14 protein-coding genes are annotated in these 14,978 nt (G+C 70.0%); 12 read left to right on the top strand and 2 right to left on the bottom strand.

Annotation, left to right across the window (positions count from 1 at the left end; translation table 11 throughout):
* The first annotated feature begins 5 nt into the window (after window positions 1-5).
* The 6 genes from Y590_RS01085 (at window position 6) to Y590_RS01060 (ending at window position 5,063) form a co-directional block, all read left to right on the top strand.
* Window positions 6-638, top strand: coding sequence for a LysE family translocator (locus Y590_RS01085; protein ID WP_060768276.1), 633 nt, complete (start codon window positions 6-8; stop codon window positions 636-638).
* 60 nt (window positions 639-698) lie between these two features.
* The gene (locus Y590_RS01080) at window positions 699-1,538 is read left to right on the top strand and encodes an ABC transporter permease (protein ID WP_060768275.1); all 840 of its coding nucleotides are present in this window, start codon (window positions 699-701) and stop codon (window positions 1,536-1,538) included.
* 7 nt (window positions 1,539-1,545) lie between these two features.
* On the top strand, window positions 1,546-2,325 hold the full coding sequence (locus Y590_RS01075) for an ABC transporter ATP-binding protein (protein WP_060768274.1): 780 nt from the start codon (window positions 1,546-1,548) through the stop codon (window positions 2,323-2,325).
* 76 nt (window positions 2,326-2,401) lie between these two features.
* Window positions 2,402-2,911 carry an OsmC family protein gene (locus Y590_RS01070; protein ID WP_056458380.1) on the top strand — a complete coding sequence of 170 codons (510 nt, stop codon included), beginning with the start codon at window positions 2,402-2,404 and terminating at the stop codon, window positions 2,909-2,911.
* Window positions 2,912-2,937: 26 nt separating this feature from the next.
* Window positions 2,938-3,636 carry a response regulator transcription factor gene (locus tag Y590_RS01065; RefSeq protein ID WP_060768273.1) on the top strand — a complete coding sequence of 233 codons (699 nt, stop codon included), beginning with the start codon at window positions 2,938-2,940 and terminating at the stop codon, window positions 3,634-3,636.
* Window positions 3,633-5,063: a sensor histidine kinase gene (locus tag Y590_RS01060; RefSeq protein WP_060768272.1), complete on the top strand. Its 1,431-nt coding sequence runs from the start codon at window positions 3,633-3,635 to the stop codon at window positions 5,061-5,063. The genes Y590_RS01065 and Y590_RS01060 overlap by 4 nt, the downstream gene beginning before the upstream one ends.
* A gap of 7 nt (window positions 5,064-5,070) precedes the next feature.
* Here the strand turns inward: Y590_RS01060 and Y590_RS01055 are convergent, their stop codons facing one another.
* A complete protein-coding gene (locus Y590_RS01055) occupies window positions 5,071-5,286 on the bottom strand; it encodes a hypothetical protein (RefSeq protein WP_060768271.1) in 216 nt (71 codons plus the stop codon).
* A 588-nt stretch (window positions 5,287-5,874) separates the two neighbouring features.
* Between Y590_RS01055 and Y590_RS01050 the strand changes: the two genes are divergently transcribed.
* The 6 genes from Y590_RS01050 (at window position 5,875) to aqpZ (ending at window position 13,961) form a co-directional block, all read left to right on the top strand.
* Window positions 5,875-6,552: a DUF2161 domain-containing phosphodiesterase gene (locus tag Y590_RS01050; protein ID WP_060772098.1), complete on the top strand. Its 678-nt coding sequence runs from the start codon at window positions 5,875-5,877 to the stop codon at window positions 6,550-6,552.
* A gap of 519 nt (window positions 6,553-7,071) precedes the next feature.
* Complete coding sequence (locus Y590_RS01045; protein WP_144439901.1) at window positions 7,072-7,344, top strand: hypothetical protein; 273 nt, start codon at window positions 7,072-7,074, stop codon at window positions 7,342-7,344.
* Window positions 7,341-8,813, top strand: coding sequence for a methyl-accepting chemotaxis protein (locus Y590_RS26905; protein WP_060768269.1), 1,473 nt, complete (start codon window positions 7,341-7,343; stop codon window positions 8,811-8,813). The genes Y590_RS01045 and Y590_RS26905 overlap by 4 nt, the downstream gene beginning before the upstream one ends.
* A 135-nt stretch (window positions 8,814-8,948) precedes the next feature.
* Window positions 8,949-11,912: a bifunctional [glutamine synthetase] adenylyltransferase/[glutamine synthetase]-adenylyl-L-tyrosine phosphorylase gene (locus Y590_RS01035; protein WP_060768268.1), complete on the top strand. Its 2,964-nt coding sequence runs from the start codon at window positions 8,949-8,951 to the stop codon at window positions 11,910-11,912.
* A 50-nt stretch (window positions 11,913-11,962) separates the two neighbouring features.
* A complete protein-coding gene (locus Y590_RS01030; RefSeq protein WP_060768267.1) occupies window positions 11,963-12,856 on the top strand; it encodes a 3'-5' exonuclease in 894 nt (297 codons plus the stop codon).
* A gap of 364 nt (window positions 12,857-13,220) precedes the next feature.
* Window positions 13,221-13,961, top strand: a complete 741-nt coding sequence (gene aqpZ, locus Y590_RS01025) for an aquaporin Z (protein WP_060768266.1) — start codon at window positions 13,221-13,223, stop codon at window positions 13,959-13,961.
* A gap of 133 nt (window positions 13,962-14,094) precedes the next feature.
* Here aqpZ and Y590_RS01020 read toward each other — a convergent pair whose 3' ends face one another.
* Window positions 14,095-14,811, bottom strand: coding sequence for a PhoH family protein (locus Y590_RS01020; RefSeq protein WP_060768265.1), 717 nt, complete (start codon window positions 14,809-14,811; stop codon window positions 14,095-14,097).
* Window positions 14,812-14,978: the final 167 nt, after the last annotated feature.

Raw genomic sequence — 14,978 nt, 5'->3', positions numbered from 1 at the left:
TGCCGATGCCGGACGCCGCGCCCCTCGCCGCCTTCGCTCTCGTCAGCCTCGGGATGGTGCTGACGCCCGGCCCGAACATGGCCTACCTCGTCTCGCGCACCGTTGTGCAGGGACGAGCGGCCGGGCTGGTGTCGCTGACGGGTGTCGCGGCGGGCTTCGTCGTCTACCTGCTCTGCGCGGCCTTCGGCATCACCGCCCTCCTCATGGCGGTGCCCTTCGCCTACGATGCCCTGCGCCTGGCCGGCGCGGCCTATCTCTTCTTTCTCGCGTGGCAGGCCGTTCGGCCCGGCGGACGTTCGCCCTTCGACACGCGCCCGCTGCCGCCCGACGGGGCGGGGCGGCTCTTCGCCATGGGCTTTCTGACGAATGTGCTGAACCCCAAGATCGCGGTGATGTACCTGTCGTTGCTGCCGCAATTCATCGATCCGGTGGCGGGTGGGGTGCTGACGCAAACCCTTGCGCTCGGCCTCGTCCAGATCGCCGTGAGTCTCACGGTGAACGCGGCGATCGTCCTGTTCGCCGGGTTCGTCGCTGCGTTCCTGAAGGGGCAGCCCCTCTGGCTCCTCGCGCAACGCTGGTTCATGGGGACAGTGCTGGCGGGGCTCGCGCTGCACGCGGCGACCGATGCGCGGCGCTGATCGGCCGACCCAGCCGAGTATTTTCGAGGCCACGATGCAGATCCGGCGCGGCACCCTGGCATGAGCGTCACCACCGTTCTTTCCGACGACACGGAGCCGAAGGCGGTTCCTGCGCCGCGCTCCGCTCTTCTGGGGAGCGGAGCGCGGCTGGCGCTCGGCCTGCTGCTGCCGCTCGTCCTGGCGCTCGGCTGGGAGGCGGCCGTCGCCGCCGGGCTCGCCTCCGGGCGCCTGCTCCCGCCGCCGAGCCGGGTCGGTGCCGCGCTCTGGACGCTCGCCGCCTCGGGCGAACTCTGGACCCATGTCGAGGCGACCCTGATCCGTGTCGGTCTCGGCTTCGCCTTCGGGGCGTGCGCCGGCATCCTCGCGGGCACGCTCACCGCGACGCTGCCGACCTTGCGCTGGCTGGTCGATCCGAGCCTTCAGGCCCTGCGCGCCGTACCCTCGCTCGCCTGGGTGCCGCTGTTCATCCTGTGGTTCGGCATTCTCGAGACGCCGAAGGTCGCCCTGATCGCGGTCGGCGTTTTCTTTCCCGTCTACATCGGTGTGGCCGGCGCCATCGCCTCGGTCGATCGCAAGCTGATCGAGGTGGGCCGCATCTTCCGCCTCTCGCGGGTCGCGCTCGTCCGGCGCATCCTCCTGCCGGCCGTGCTGCCGGCGACGTTGACGGCGCTCCGCACCGGGCTCGGCCTCGGCTTCCTGTTCGTGGTCGCCGCCGAACTGATGGGCGCCTCCGAGGGGCTCGGCTACCTGCTTCTCGACGGCCAGCAATTCAGCAAGCCCGACCAGATCCTGGCTGCGATCATCAGCTTCGCCGTGGTCGGCAAGGCGGCCGATGCCGGGCTCGTCGCCCTGACCAGCCCGCTGGTGCGCTGGCAGGATACGGCGCGGGAGACGCTGTGAGGCCGCCATGCTGAGCATTCAGAGCCTGTCCAAGACCTACGCTGACGGCACCCGCGCCCTCGACGGCATCGACCTTCGGATGCCCAATGCGGAGATCGTCGCGCTGATCGGCGGCTCCGGCTGCGGGAAGACGACGCTGCTGCGCCTCATCGCCGGGCTCGACCGGCCGAGCGCGGGCCACATCGCCCTCGACGGTGAGCCGATCACCGGGCCCCATCCCGGCGTCGGCCTCGTGTTCCAGGAGCCGCGCCTGCTGCCGTGGCTGACGGTCGCCGAGAATGTCGGCTTCGGCATCGATCATCGGCCGAGGCGCGAGCGGCGGGAGCGCGTCGCCCACGCCCTGGAGCGGGTCGGCCTCGCCGAACAGGCCGGGCGCTGGCCCCGCGAATTGTCGGGCGGGCAGCAGCAGCGCGTCTCGATCGCTCGCGCCTTCGTGGCCAACCCGCGGGTGCTGCTTCTCGACGAGCCGTTCTCGGCGCTCGATGCCTTCACCCGCAAGGATCTTCACCGCCATCTCCTCGCCCTGTGGGAGGAGGTGCGGCCGACGGTGCTGATCGTTACCCACGACGTCGCCGAGGCGGTGGCGCTCGCCGACCGCGCCATCGTCATGCGCCCACGCCCCGGCCGCCTCGACGACACGGTGGCCCTGCCGATGCGCCGGCCGCGCGACCCGGCGTCGCCGACGAGCGAGGCGGCGACCCGCACGATCCTCTCCGCCCTCGATCATTCGCTGCGCCCGCGCGACGCTTCCCGTGCACCGGAACTCGCCGGCGGAAGCTCGTTCTGAGGTGTCGCGGCGGTGCGAAAGCCGCTAGATCCGCGACACCAAGAAAACACGCCACCAAGAAAACAGGAGGAAATCCATGGACGCCGACGCCCTGCGCGCTCTTCAGGCCCCGCTCAAGAACAAGTACCGTGAGACGCCGGATTCCGCCGTCATCACCCTCAAGGCGAAGGGCTCGCTGGACGACACCAGCATCGCCTGCAAGGTCGAGACCGGCCGCGCGCTGGCAGTGGCCGGCCTGCACCCCGCCACCGGCGGTTCGGGCGCCGAACTCTGCTCCGGCGACATGCTGCTCGAAGCGCTCGTCGCCTGCGCGGGCGTGACGGTGAAGGCGGTGGCGACCGCACTCGAAATCCCGCTCAAGGCCGGTACGGTCAGCGCCGAGGGTGACCTCGACTTCCGCGGCACGCTGGGCGTCGACAAGGAAGCGCCGGTGGGCTTCCGCGCGATCCGCCTCAAGTTCGACCTCGACACCGACGCTCCCCAGGAGAAGCTCGACCAGCTCCTGAAGCTGACCGAGCGCTACTGCGTCGTGTTCCAAACCCTCAACCACAAGCCGGAATTGTCGGTGAACGCCTCGCGCTCCTGAGCGGCGAAGCGTATCTGACAGGCGTCATGCGCCTGCTCATCATCGAGGACGACCGCGAGGCCGCCGCCTATCTGGTCAAAGCGTTCCGGGAAGCCGGGCACGCGGTGGACCATGCGGGCGACGGCCTCGACGGCTATGCGCTCGCCCGCGAGGGCGATTACGACGTGTTGATCGTCGATCGCATGTTGCCGAAGCTCGATGGGCTCTCGCTGGTGCGCTCCCTGCGCGAGCAGGAGATCGCCACGCCCGTCCTCATCCTCTCGGCGCTGGGCCAAGTGGACGACCGGGTGAAGGGTCTGCGGGCCGGGGGCGACGACTATCTCCCGAAACCCTACGCCTTCTCCGAGCTTCTGGCCCGCACCGAGGTGCTGGCCCGCCGCCGCACGGCCGCGACCGGCCAGAGCGAGGCCACCGCCTACCGGGTCGGCGACCTCGAACTCGACCGGCTCTCGCATCGGGTGACGCGGGCGGGCCGCGAGATCGTGCTGCAGCCCCGCGAGTTCCGGCTGCTGGAGTACCTCATGCGCCATGCCGGGCAGGTGGTGACGCGGACGATGCTGCTGGAGCATGTCTGGGACTACCATTTCGACCCCCAGACCAACGTCATCGATGTCCACGTCTCGCGCCTGCGCGCCAAGATCGACCGCGGCTTCGAGCATCCGATGATCCACACGGTGCGCGGCGCGGGCTACGTCATCCGGGCGGACGAGCCGCTTCTCCCGTGACGCCGTCCGCCGCATCGCCGCCGCCGGATGGCCTCATCGCGCGCCTCGGGAAGATCTTCCGCACGACGGCGTTCAAGCTGTCGCTCGCCTATCTCGTGCTGTTCGCGGTGCTGGCCTCGCTCGGGCTCGGCTACGTCGCCTGGAACGCGCGGCGGGTGCTCGATGACCAGATCCTCTCGACCATCGATGCCGAGATCAACGGGCTGTCCGAGCAATACACCGCGGGCGGGCTGCGCCGCCTCATCGCCGTGGTGGAACGGCGCGCCAAGGAGCCCGGCGCCTCGCTCTACCTCGTGACCACGCCCGCGGGCGAGCACATCGTCGGCAACGTGAGCCGCCTGCCGGCCGACATCCTCGCCCGGTCCGGCCAGTACGAGAGCTATTACGGGCGCGGCTCCGATGCGGATCGAAGCGAGCATCGCGCGATCATGCGGGTCTTCAACCTCGCCGGAGGCTTCCGCCTCGTCGTCGGCCGCGACACCGAGGAGCGCGACCGCCTACGCGCGGCGATCGGCAACACCTTCGGCTCCTCGCTGGCCCTCGTCGTGCTGCTCGGCGTGCTCGGCGGCTGGTTCGTCGCGAGCCGCGTGCTGAAGCGCGTCGACGACATGACCGAGACGACCCGCACCATCATGGCGGGCGATCTCGACGGGCGCCTGCGGGTCGGCGGCGCCGGGGACGAACTGGACCGCCTCGCCCAGAACCTCAACCTGATGCTGGAGCGCATCGGCGAGCTGATGCGCGGCATGCGGGAAGTCTCCGACAACATCGCCCACGACCTCAAGACGCCGCTGACCCGATTGCGCAACCGCGCCGACGAGGCCCTGCGCACCGCCGAGACGCCGGAGGCCCTGCGCACGGCGATGGAGGGCGTGATCGAGGACAGCGACGGGCTGATCCGGGTGTTCAACGCGCTTCTGACCATCGCCCGCCTGGAGGCCGGCAACGCACCCGAGAGCGTCAGCCGCTTCGATGCCGGGGCGGTCGCGCGGGAGGTGGCCGAACTCTACGAGCCGCTGGCCGAGGACAGGGGCCTGAGCCTGACCGTTGATATCGAGCCGGACCTGATCCTCGACGGCAACCGCGAGTTGGTCGGGCAGGCGATCGCCAACCTCCTCGACAACGCCATCAAGTACGGTGCCCGCTCCGATGCGTCCGGCCCGCAGGAAATCACGGTCAGCGCCGTGCGTGCCGACGGCGTCGTCCGACTCCGGGTGGCGGATCGCGGCCCCGGCATCCCGGAAGCCGAGCGCGAGCGGGTGCTCGACCGCTTCGTGCGCCTGGACGCCGCCCGCACACGCCCTGGCTTCGGCCTCGGTCTCAGCCTCGTCGCCGCCGTTTCCCGGCTGCATGGCGGAAGCCTTGAGCTTGCCGACAATGCTCCAGGGCTCGCCGTGACCCTGAGCCTGCCGGCGGGCGCGGCCTGACGTGAACTCAGTTCAGGAAATTGCGGACGCCGTCGGGGTCGGCGAGCGTCGCCTGCGGGCTGCCGGGGAGCGCCAGGACGACCAGCAGCACCGCCAGAGTGATGGTGGCGAGCCCCAGCACTGCACCGACCCGCTGCGGTTCGAACCGGCGGCTCGCGATCAGTGCGCAGCCGAGTGTGAAGACGGCGGCTTCGGCAAAGGGAACGAGGGTGGTGCTGCTCATCGATTCACTTTCGTCCTCGGTCGCCGTGTCGTCCGCCGGAGGTACCGCGAGAGAATGCCGCTCCGGCCCGGCTGGGATCAACTGAAGAAAGCGCGTGCCTGCTCCCCGACCCCTTCATGACAGGACGGCCAAGCCGCGGAAAAAGTCCCGCGACGCAGGGCGCCGGGGCTGGGGGACGGCGCCGACAAGCTGCCTTCCTTCGCGCGATCGTCAGAGCGGCTTCCAGGGCCATCGCTTCGACCCGTTCGCTCTGACCAGCGAGGCGGCGCCGGCCGATCTGATCGAGCGTGAGATCGCGCAAGGGTTGCTCGTGCCGATCCGGGGCGAATGCCCGCCACCGAGACCGACACGGCCGACGACATCCTCATCCTGTGCCCGACGGGCGCGCCTCGGAGCCGATCGTCCAGGCCTTCGTCGGCTGGATCAGGGCGCAGGTGCGGCGCGACCCGGCCTGACGGGGAGCGGGACGACGCCTCGCGCGGTGGAGGTCGCGAGCTTCGGGTGCTATCTGCCCCGCGCGTGTCGCCCGATGATCCATCCGCTCCGCCCCATCCGCATGGCCTCCCGCGCTTGCCGGTCGCCGCGGCCATGAGCGCGTCCGCCCGCCCGCCGGAAACGGCGCTCTACGCGCCGGTGAAGGGCTTCCTCGAAACCCTCGGCTTTGCCGTGAAGGGCGAGATCGGCGGCTGCGACCTCCTGGGCGTGCGCGAGGGCGAGCCGCCGGTGCTGGTGGTGTGCGAGCTGAAGCAGAGCTTCAACCTGGAACTCGTGCTGCAGGCCGTGGACCGGGCCGGTGCCTGCGACGAGGTGTGGCTGGCGGCGCGCCTGTCGGTGCGCGGCAAGGGGCGGGAGGCCGATGCGCGCTTCCGTAACCTGTGCCGGCGCCTCGGCTTCGGCCTTCTCGGCGTCGGTGCCGACGACGGCGTCCACGTGCTTCTCGGCCCCGGAGCGCCGATGCCCCGACGCGACCCCAAGCGGCGCTCGCGCCTTCTGGACGAGCATCGCCGCCGACAGGGCGACCCCGTGGCCGGCGGTGGTTCGCGCGCGCCGGTGATGACCGCCTATCGCCAGCAGGCCCTCCTTTGCGCCCGCGCCCTGGCGCCCGGGCCGCTGCGCCCGCGCGACCTGACGAGCGCCGTCCCGACGGCCGCCGCCATCCTCCGCCGCAACGTCTACGGCTGGTTCGAGCGCACCGGCTACGGCGTCTACGCGCTGACGCCGTCCGGGCACGAGGCGATCGAGCGATGGCCGTCGATGCCGCCCTGACCCTCGCCCTCTCGTGCTCGGGGCGTCTCAAGCCAGAACCCGGACGCACGGAACGGAGAGCCTTCGCTTGAACGACCGGATCACCATCGCCGCCCCCGGCGTCTCAAGCGTCATCCCGAGGGGTGTTTGCCGGCTTTCGCAAAGACGATGCTTTAGGCTGCGATCGGGCCGCTCGGGCGGAACTGTCGAGCCTGACCGGTGCGGTCAGTAGAGCGTTAGAGTGCCGCACAAAACTCCCGGCCTCTGACCGTTCTCGTTCTGACGATGACGGCGCGGCGGAAGTTTTGTGAAAGACACTTACGCCCGTTCGAGCGTCCGCCGCCGCGGGCGTAACCCGAACTTAACATTCATCAACAATGTTGGGTTGTCGATCGTTCGAATTTGTACCGTGGCGCCAAGTCGATGGCAGTGGAAGGGATCCGAACTCAGCCGTCTACATCGGGCTCCGCTCGAAGCTGGCTGCCGCCCGTCGCCCTCTTGCTGGCGAGCCTGATCGGCTCCGCGTGGCTCGGAGCGCCGATGGCGGAGCCGGGCCGGCCGGTCGCCGCCCTGTTTCCGCCCTGGTGGGATCCGAGCCGCAGCCTCGGCGCCGCGGTGGCGGCGGGTGGCGCCGTGCTGGGCCTCGGTCGCCTGCCGGGACTCGTCGTCACCCGGTCCTCCGCGCCGGGCTTCGCCGGGCGCCTGCGGGCGGCCGGGGCCCTCATCCTGTTCGACCCGCGAGGCTTCGGCCTCTGCACCCATCCCGAAACGCCGCGCTTCCAAGAATCAACACCCAGAGATCCACGACCATGACCGAATCCCGCCCGCGTGATCTCGACAGCCTGCGCCGCGCCGCGAGCCGCGGCCTCGTCGCCCTGCTCTGGCTGCACGTGCCGTTCAACGTCGCCGTGGCCGCCGCCCTCGGAAACCCGATCGCGGCCCAGGGGCTGATGGCGTTCGGCCTTGCTGCGGCGGCGACCGCTACATGGCGGTTGAACGGCAACGGGCTCGCCACCCGTCTCACCGTGTCGGTGGCGATGGTCGGCATGGTGGCGCTGTTGCTCGGTGCGGCGGCGGGCCATTCCTGGCAGCTCGACCTTCATATGTACTTCTTCGCCGTCCTGGCGGTGCTGTCGGCCTATTGCGACTGGCGCGTGCTGCTCACCGCGGCCGGGGCAACGGCCTTGCATCATCTCGGCCTGAATCTCCTCCTACCGGCGGCGGTCTATCCGGGCGGTGCCGATTTCGGCCGGGTGGTGCTCCACGCGGTGATCGTCGTGCTCGAGACCGCCGTCCTGGTCTGGCTCAGCGTGCAACTCGCATCCCTCTTCTCGGTCTCGGCGCGCTCGCTCGCCGCCGCCGACGCCGCACGTGCCGCCGAGACGGAAGCCCATAACCGCCAGGGCGTGGCCGAAGCGGAGGCCCGCGCCGAGCGCCGCCGCACGGCCGGCGAACTGGCCGAGCGTTTCGAGAGCAGCGTGAACCGCCTCGTCCGGGAAGCGGCCGAATCCGCCAACCGGGTGCGGCACGCCTCGCAGGATCTCTCGGCCGCGGCGGGCGACGCCGCCCGCCGCACGACGGATTTGTCCACCGCCTCGCAGGAGACCGCTGCCGACGTGCAGGGCGTCGCGGCTGCAGCCGGTGCGCTTTCGGCCACCGTGCGCGAGATCGGGAGTCACATGACGCACGCTGCCGAGGTGGCAGGCCGGGCGACGCGGGAAGCGGGACAGACCGACGAGACCGTGCGTGCGTTGGCCGAGGCGGCTCAGCGCATCAACCAGATCGTGCTTCTCATCGGCACCATCGCCGAGCAGACCAACCTGCTCGCGCTCAACGCGACCATCGAAGCCTCGCGCGCCGGCGCGGCCGGGCGGGGGTTCGGTGTGGTGGCGGGCGAAGTGAAGGCGCTCGCCGCCCGCACCGCCCGCGCGACGCAGGAGATCGAGGCGCAGGTCCTCGCGATCCAGGACCAGACGGGGCAGGCGGTCGCGGCGATCGGCCGGATCGGCGGAACGATCGAGGAGCTCGGCACCATCACCCGCTCGGTCGCCGCGGCGGTGGAAGGGCAGGGGGCGGCGACCAGCGCCATCGCCGGCAACGCCGAACGGACGGCCCGGCGGACGGGCGCGGTCTCCGAGAACCTCGACGGCCTCGCCCGTTCCGCCGACCTCACCGGCGCGGCTGCGGCCGCCGGCCTCGACGCTTCCGAGCGTCTGGCGGGGGAATGCGACGCCCTTGCCGAGACCGTCCGCGACTTCGTCGGAACGCTCCGGGCGGCCTGAACCCCAGGGCGTCGCCGCGCCCGTGCCATGTCGTGCCGTCCCCAAAGTCCCTTGGCAGATCCCGATTTGCGCGTTTGATGGGCAGAGCCGCAGCGCGACGGCGATGCGGACGCTTCGAAGCGAAGAAGGGACGGCATGGGCAGGCGACACGACGGGCAGATCGCCCGCGACGACGGCACGGCGCCCCTGATCGCGCGGCTGGGTCAGGCTCCGCCGCTCTCGAACCCCGAGGTGGCGCAGGCACGCCTCGACGAGATCGCCGACGCGCTTCCCGCCGCCCTGCGCGAGGGCCCGGCCCGCGACCTGCTCGCGGCGCTCGCCGACCACTCGACCTTCCTGTGGTCGCTCGCCTCGCGCGATCCCGCCCGCCTCGTCCGCCTGTTCGAAGAGGCGCCGGAAGCGGCCGACGCCCGCATCGTTGCGGCGCAGCGCGCCGCCGGCCGGGCGGGGGAGGGCACCGCGCCCGATCTCGATGCGGTCGGCAAGATCCTGCGGCGGAACCGGGCCGAGCACGCGCTCCTCGTCGCGCTCGCCGATATCGGCGGTCTCTGGCCGCTGGAGCGGGTGACCGCCGCGCTCTCCGATTTCGCGGATGCCTCGGTGTCGGCGGCGGTCGATGCGATGCTGCTGCAAGCGGCCGCATCCGGCCGCTTCCTGCCGAAGGATGCGAGCGCGCCGCAGGCCGGCTCGGGCCTCGTCGTGCTGGGCTTGGGCAAGCTCGGCGGACGCGAGCTGAACTATTCGAGCGACATCGACCTAATCGTCTTTTTCGATCCGGAGACGGCGCCGCTGAAGCCGGGGCTGGAGCCGACGCCGTTCTTCACCAAGCTGGCGCAGGGCGTCTCGAAGCTGCTGCAGGAGCGCACCCGCGACGGCTACGTCCACCGGGTCGATTACCGCCTGCGGCCCGATCCCGGCTCGACGCCGACCGCGATGAGCCTCGCCTCGGCCTACGTCTATTACGAGACCACGGGCCAGAACTGGGAGCGGGCGGCCTTCATCAAGGCCCGCGCCCTCGCCGGCGACATCCCGGCGGGTGAGCGGTTCCTGGCCGACCTCACCCCCTTCGTCTGGCGCAAGTATTTCGATTTCGCGGCGATCGCCGACGTGCATGCCATGAAGCGGCAGATCCACGCCGTGCGCGGGCACGAGGCGCTGGCGGTGGCCGGCCACGACATCAAGCTCGGCCGTGGCGGCATCCGCGAGATCGAGTTCTTCGTCCAGACCCAGCAACTCGTCTTCGGCGGCCGGCGCCCGATGCTGCGCGGGCGCTCCACCGTGCCGATGCTGGGGAAGCTGCACGAGGATGGCTGGATCTCCGCGCAAGCGCGCGATGAACTCGGCGCGGCCTACGCCTTCCTGCGCACGGTCGAGCACCGCCTGCAGATGGTGCGCGACGAGCAGACCCAGCGCCTGCCGACCGACCGGATCGAACTCGAGAACTTCGCCCGGTTCGCCGGATTTGCCGACCTCGCCGGTTTCGAGGCAGCCCTGCTCGCCCATGCCCGCCGGGTGCAGGCGCATTACGCCCTGCTGTTCGAGGCCGGGCCCGATCTCTCCTCCGAGGTGGGTGACCTCGTCTTCAGCGGCGCCGCCGACGATCCGGCGACGCTGGCCACCCTGCGCAGCCTCGGCTTCCGCGATCCGGAACGCGTCACCGACACCGTGCGCGGCTGGCATTTCGGGCGGCGTGCGGCGGTGCGCAGCCCCCGCGCCCGCGAGGTGCTGACCGAACTGGTCCCGGCCCTGCTCAAGGCGCTCTCGGGCACGCCCGATCCGGACGCGGCGCTGGCCAATCTCGACCGTGCCTTCGGCCGGATGCCGGCGGCGGTGGAGCTGCTGACCATCCTGCGCGAGCACGAGCGCCTGCGGCTGCTTTTTGCCGACCTGCTCGGCAGCGCCCCGCGCTTGGCGGGCACCGTCGCCTTCTCGCCGCACGTGCTCGACGCGGTGATCGACCCCGATTTCGGCGAACCGTCGGTCGATGCCGGAGCCATCGCCGCGCATTACCGTGCCCTGCTGGGCCGGCCCGACAGCCACGAGGTGTTTCTCGACCGCAGCCGCGACGCGGCCCGGCAGCTCCGGTTCCTCACCGGGGCGCGGCTCCTCTCCGGCATTCTCACGCCGCAGGCGGCCGGCCGCGCCTTTTCGGCGATCGCCGACGCCGCGGTGGCGACCGCGCTGGAAGCCGTCTCGAAAACCTTCCTCGCCGAGCACGGCCCGATTCCGAACGGCCGCATCGTCGTGCTCGGCTATGGCCGCCTCGGCTCGCACCAACTCACGGCAGAGTCGGACCTCGACCTCGTGGTGCTCTACGATTTCGATCCGGAGAACCGCACCAGCACCGGCCCCAAGCCCCTCGACGCGGCGGTGGCCTATAACCGGCTGACTCAGCGCCTCGTCGCGGCGCTCACCGCCCCGACCCGCCGAGGCCTGCTCTACGAGGTGGATCTGCGCCTGCGTCCCGGCGGGGGCCAGGGTGCGGTGGCGGCGCAGTTCCGCAGCTTCCGCGCCTACCAGCGCGAGGAGGCCGAACTCTGGGAGCACATGGCGCTGACCCGGGCCCGTGTCATTGCTGGTGACGCGAGCCTCGCCGAGGAGGCGAAAGCGACGATCCGTGACGCGCTGATGCAGCCGCGTGACGCCGACACGGTGAACCGCTCCGTGCGCAGCATGCGCGCCAGGGTCGAGGACGAGAAGGGCGATCACGGCCCTCTCGACCTCAAACTCAGCCCCGGCGGCCTCCTCGACCTCGATTTCCTGGCGCAGGCCTTGGTTCTCGGCCATGCCCACGCCGATCCCGATCTGATCGGCCTCGATGCGCCCGAGGTGTTTTCCCGCGCGGCCGAGGGCAGGATCATCGCGGCGGACGAGGCGGCGCAACTCGCCGATGCCTACCGGCTCCTCGACGACGTGCACCAGTGGCAGCGCCTGATGGTCGAGGGCGACCCGACGCAGGCCTCCGACGTGGCGCTCGCCCGCCTCGCCCGCGCCGCCAACCTGCCCGATGCCAGGGCGCTCAGTGCCCGGCTCGACGAGGAACGGCGAACGGTGCGGACGATCTTCGACCGCCGGCTCGGGCAGCCGAGCGGAGGTTAGAGCCATCCGCGCCTTGCGGGATGAGTCCGTGACCCCTTACTCTCAACACCATGAGCGTCGTCGCGATCGATTTCGAGACCGCCAACGAGCGGCGCGACAGCGCCTGCGCGGTCGGGCTTGCCTGGATCGAGGGGGGCCGCGTGGTGCGGCGCGAATCCCGGCTGATCCGCCCGCCGCAGTTGCGGTTCTCGCCCGGCAATATCCGCGTCCACGGCATTCTGCCGGCGGACGTGCGTGATGCGCCGACCTTTCCCGAGGTGATTGCCGAGTTCCTGCCCGACCTGTCGGGCGGGTTGATGCTCGCGCACAATGCCGGCTTCGACATGGGCGTGCTCGCCGCCTCGCTCGCCGCCTGGGGCGAGCCGGTTCCGGACATGGCCGGCCATTGCACGCTCCAGATCGCCCGGCGCGTCTTCCCCGATCCCGCCGGCCACGGCCTCGCCAAGGTGGCGAGCCGCCTCGGCATCCGCTTCGAGCACCACGATGCAGGCGAGGATGCCTTTGCCTGCGCCGAGATCGCACTCGCGGCCCTGCGCGAGACGGGTGCGACCGACATCGCCGACCTCGCTCGCGGCCTCGGTCTCATCCCGACCCGCGCCCTCACCACGCCGCGCCGGGACATGACCCGCTCGACCTCGGCGAAGGCTCTGCGCGCCTCGGGCATCGTCGATCTCCGGCCCTCGAACGCGCTGCGCTTCGCCATGCGCGGCAGCACCGGCAATCGCTACCTGCTCGAATTCGAGGAGCGGACGGACGGGCCGTATCTGCGCTGCTCCTGCCCGGCGGGCACCCACCGCCGCCGCTGCCGCCATGTCGATGCGCTGGTCGAGGGCGACATCACCGAGCTGACGTCGAACAACTTCGACGATGTCGAGCGGCTGCGCCAATTGCTCGACGGCAAGAGCGTCGGACCGGTGCGGATCAAGGGCGTCGCCGCTGCCTGAAATGACGGCGGTGCGTGGCTCCTCGAGCGGCATCATGCTGCCGTTCGTGCCTCCTCTTCCGAGCGCGGGCGGCACGTCGTGGATGCCTGCGGGGGAAGCGATGACCCTCCGCACGGCGTGGTCATCATCGAGGCCGTGACAGCGCAGAATCGCCCGTCAGAATGCGTCGGACACGTCGGTGGTACGACTCTTTCGTGCCGGTCGACCTATACGCCGATCATTGTCGGCGCAATCCGCGCGTGAAATCTTCGCGCGATGCGTCCCGGCGGATGCCGACGCTAACGGCCTCGGTCTCGCGGTGCGCCGACCTTCGACACGACCGATCGGTGCGCGCCGCGCGACCCTTTCAGCAAGAGGTGTCGCCATGGATCACGATACGATGCGTCGGACGACCGCCGAATTCTTCGGCACCTTCTGGTTGACCTTCGGCGGCTGCGGTGCCGCCGTCCTTTCTGCGGCCTTTCCCGAACTCGGGATCGGGTTCCTGGGCGTCGCCTTCGCCTTCGGCTTCACCGTGCTGACGATGGCGTACGCCGTCGGCCACATCTCGGGCGGCCACTTCAATCCGGCGGTCACACTCGGATTATGGACGGCCGGACGTTGCGCGAGCCGGCACGTCCTGCCCTACGTCATCGCCCAGGTCATCGGTGCAACGGTGGCGGCCTTCGCCCTCTATACCATCGCCTCCGGCAAGGCGGGCTGGGTGCCGAACGGGTTCGCCTCGAACGGCTACGGCGAACTCAGCCCCGGCAAGTATGGCCTGGCCGCCTGCCTGATCACCGAAGTCCTGACGACGTTCATCTTCATGTTCATCATCGTCGGCACGACATCGAAGGGCGCGGCGGCGGGTTTTGCCGGCATCCCCATCGGTCTTGCCCTCGTGCTCATCCACCTGATCTCGATTCCCGTGACCAACACATCGGTCAACCCGGCGCGCAGCACCGGGCCGGCCCTGTTTGCCGGGTCGGAATATATCGCGCAGCTCTGGTTGTTCTGGCTTGCGCCGATCGCTGGCGCGATCGCGGCCGGCGTTGTCGGGCGATGGCTCTACGAACCCGCCGACATGGTCGAGACAAGGGTCATGGAAAGGGGCGCCGAGATCTGACGGCCGCACCGGTGATGACGAGGCAATCCCGTGCCCCGTCATCACGCATTACCGGGTCTTCGCGTCGACTCTAGCTTCATGTTTCCAGATCGTCTTCTCCCGAAAGCCGGCAACCACCTTGCGGGACGATGCTCTAAATCTTCTCTTCCTCGAACGCCCTCACCCATTCCGCGCAGATGCCGGAGCGGACGATGTCGTCGAGGGTGAACTCCACGATCGGGATCGTCATCATCCGGCTCTTCACGAGGTGGATGACGGTGCGAAGCCCCGAGGTCTCGCGCAGGTCGGTCTGGGACACGTCGCCGTTGATGATGACCTGGCAATCGTCGCCGATGCGGGTCAGGAACATCTTGATCTCGGCCGTGGTGGTGTTCTGCGCTTCGTCGAGGATCACGAGGCAGTTCTTGAACGTGCGCCCGCGCATCACTTCGAACGGCACCACTTCGATGTCGCCGGCCTTCACCGCGATGTCGAAGGCGGCCGCACCCATGCGCTCTTTCATGGTTTCGGTGAGCGGCGCGACCCAGGGCGCGATCTTCTCTTCGAGCGTGCCGGGGAAGAACCCGAGCGAACGGCCGGAGGGCACGTTGGGGCGGGTGATGACGACCTTCGCGATCCGGCGCTGGCGGAGAAGGTCGGCGGCGCGGGTGCCGGCGATGTAAGTCTTTCCGGTGCCGGCCGGGCCTAAGACGATGACTTGTGAAGATGACGCGAGGGCGTCGAGGTACTGACCTTGTCGATCGGTCAGTGGTTGGATCGGTGCGGGGTTACGTTCCTCGTCGAAGCGGGTGCGATGCATCCGGATCGGTCGGTCTTCAACCAGTTCAAGCCGTGCGCGTCGTCTCTTCATGGATCGATACTCCACCTTGACTCGTGCGTGACTCTCGCAAACTCGCTATTTCAACCCGTCTCGACTTTCGCGACTCTCCTTCGATTCGGCGAAGACATCGCCGATCTTCGTTCAACTGTACGCAAGAGCAAAGCCAAACCCCATGAGTCGGTTCCACCGCGCGCCAT

Origin of the sequence: Methylobacterium sp. AMS5 (assembly GCF_001542815.1) — a bacterium.
GTDB lineage: Bacteria > Pseudomonadota > Alphaproteobacteria > Rhizobiales > Beijerinckiaceae > Methylobacterium.
The sequence above is the reverse complement of the archived record's forward strand: the minus strand, read 5'-3'. Positions and strand labels throughout refer to the sequence as shown.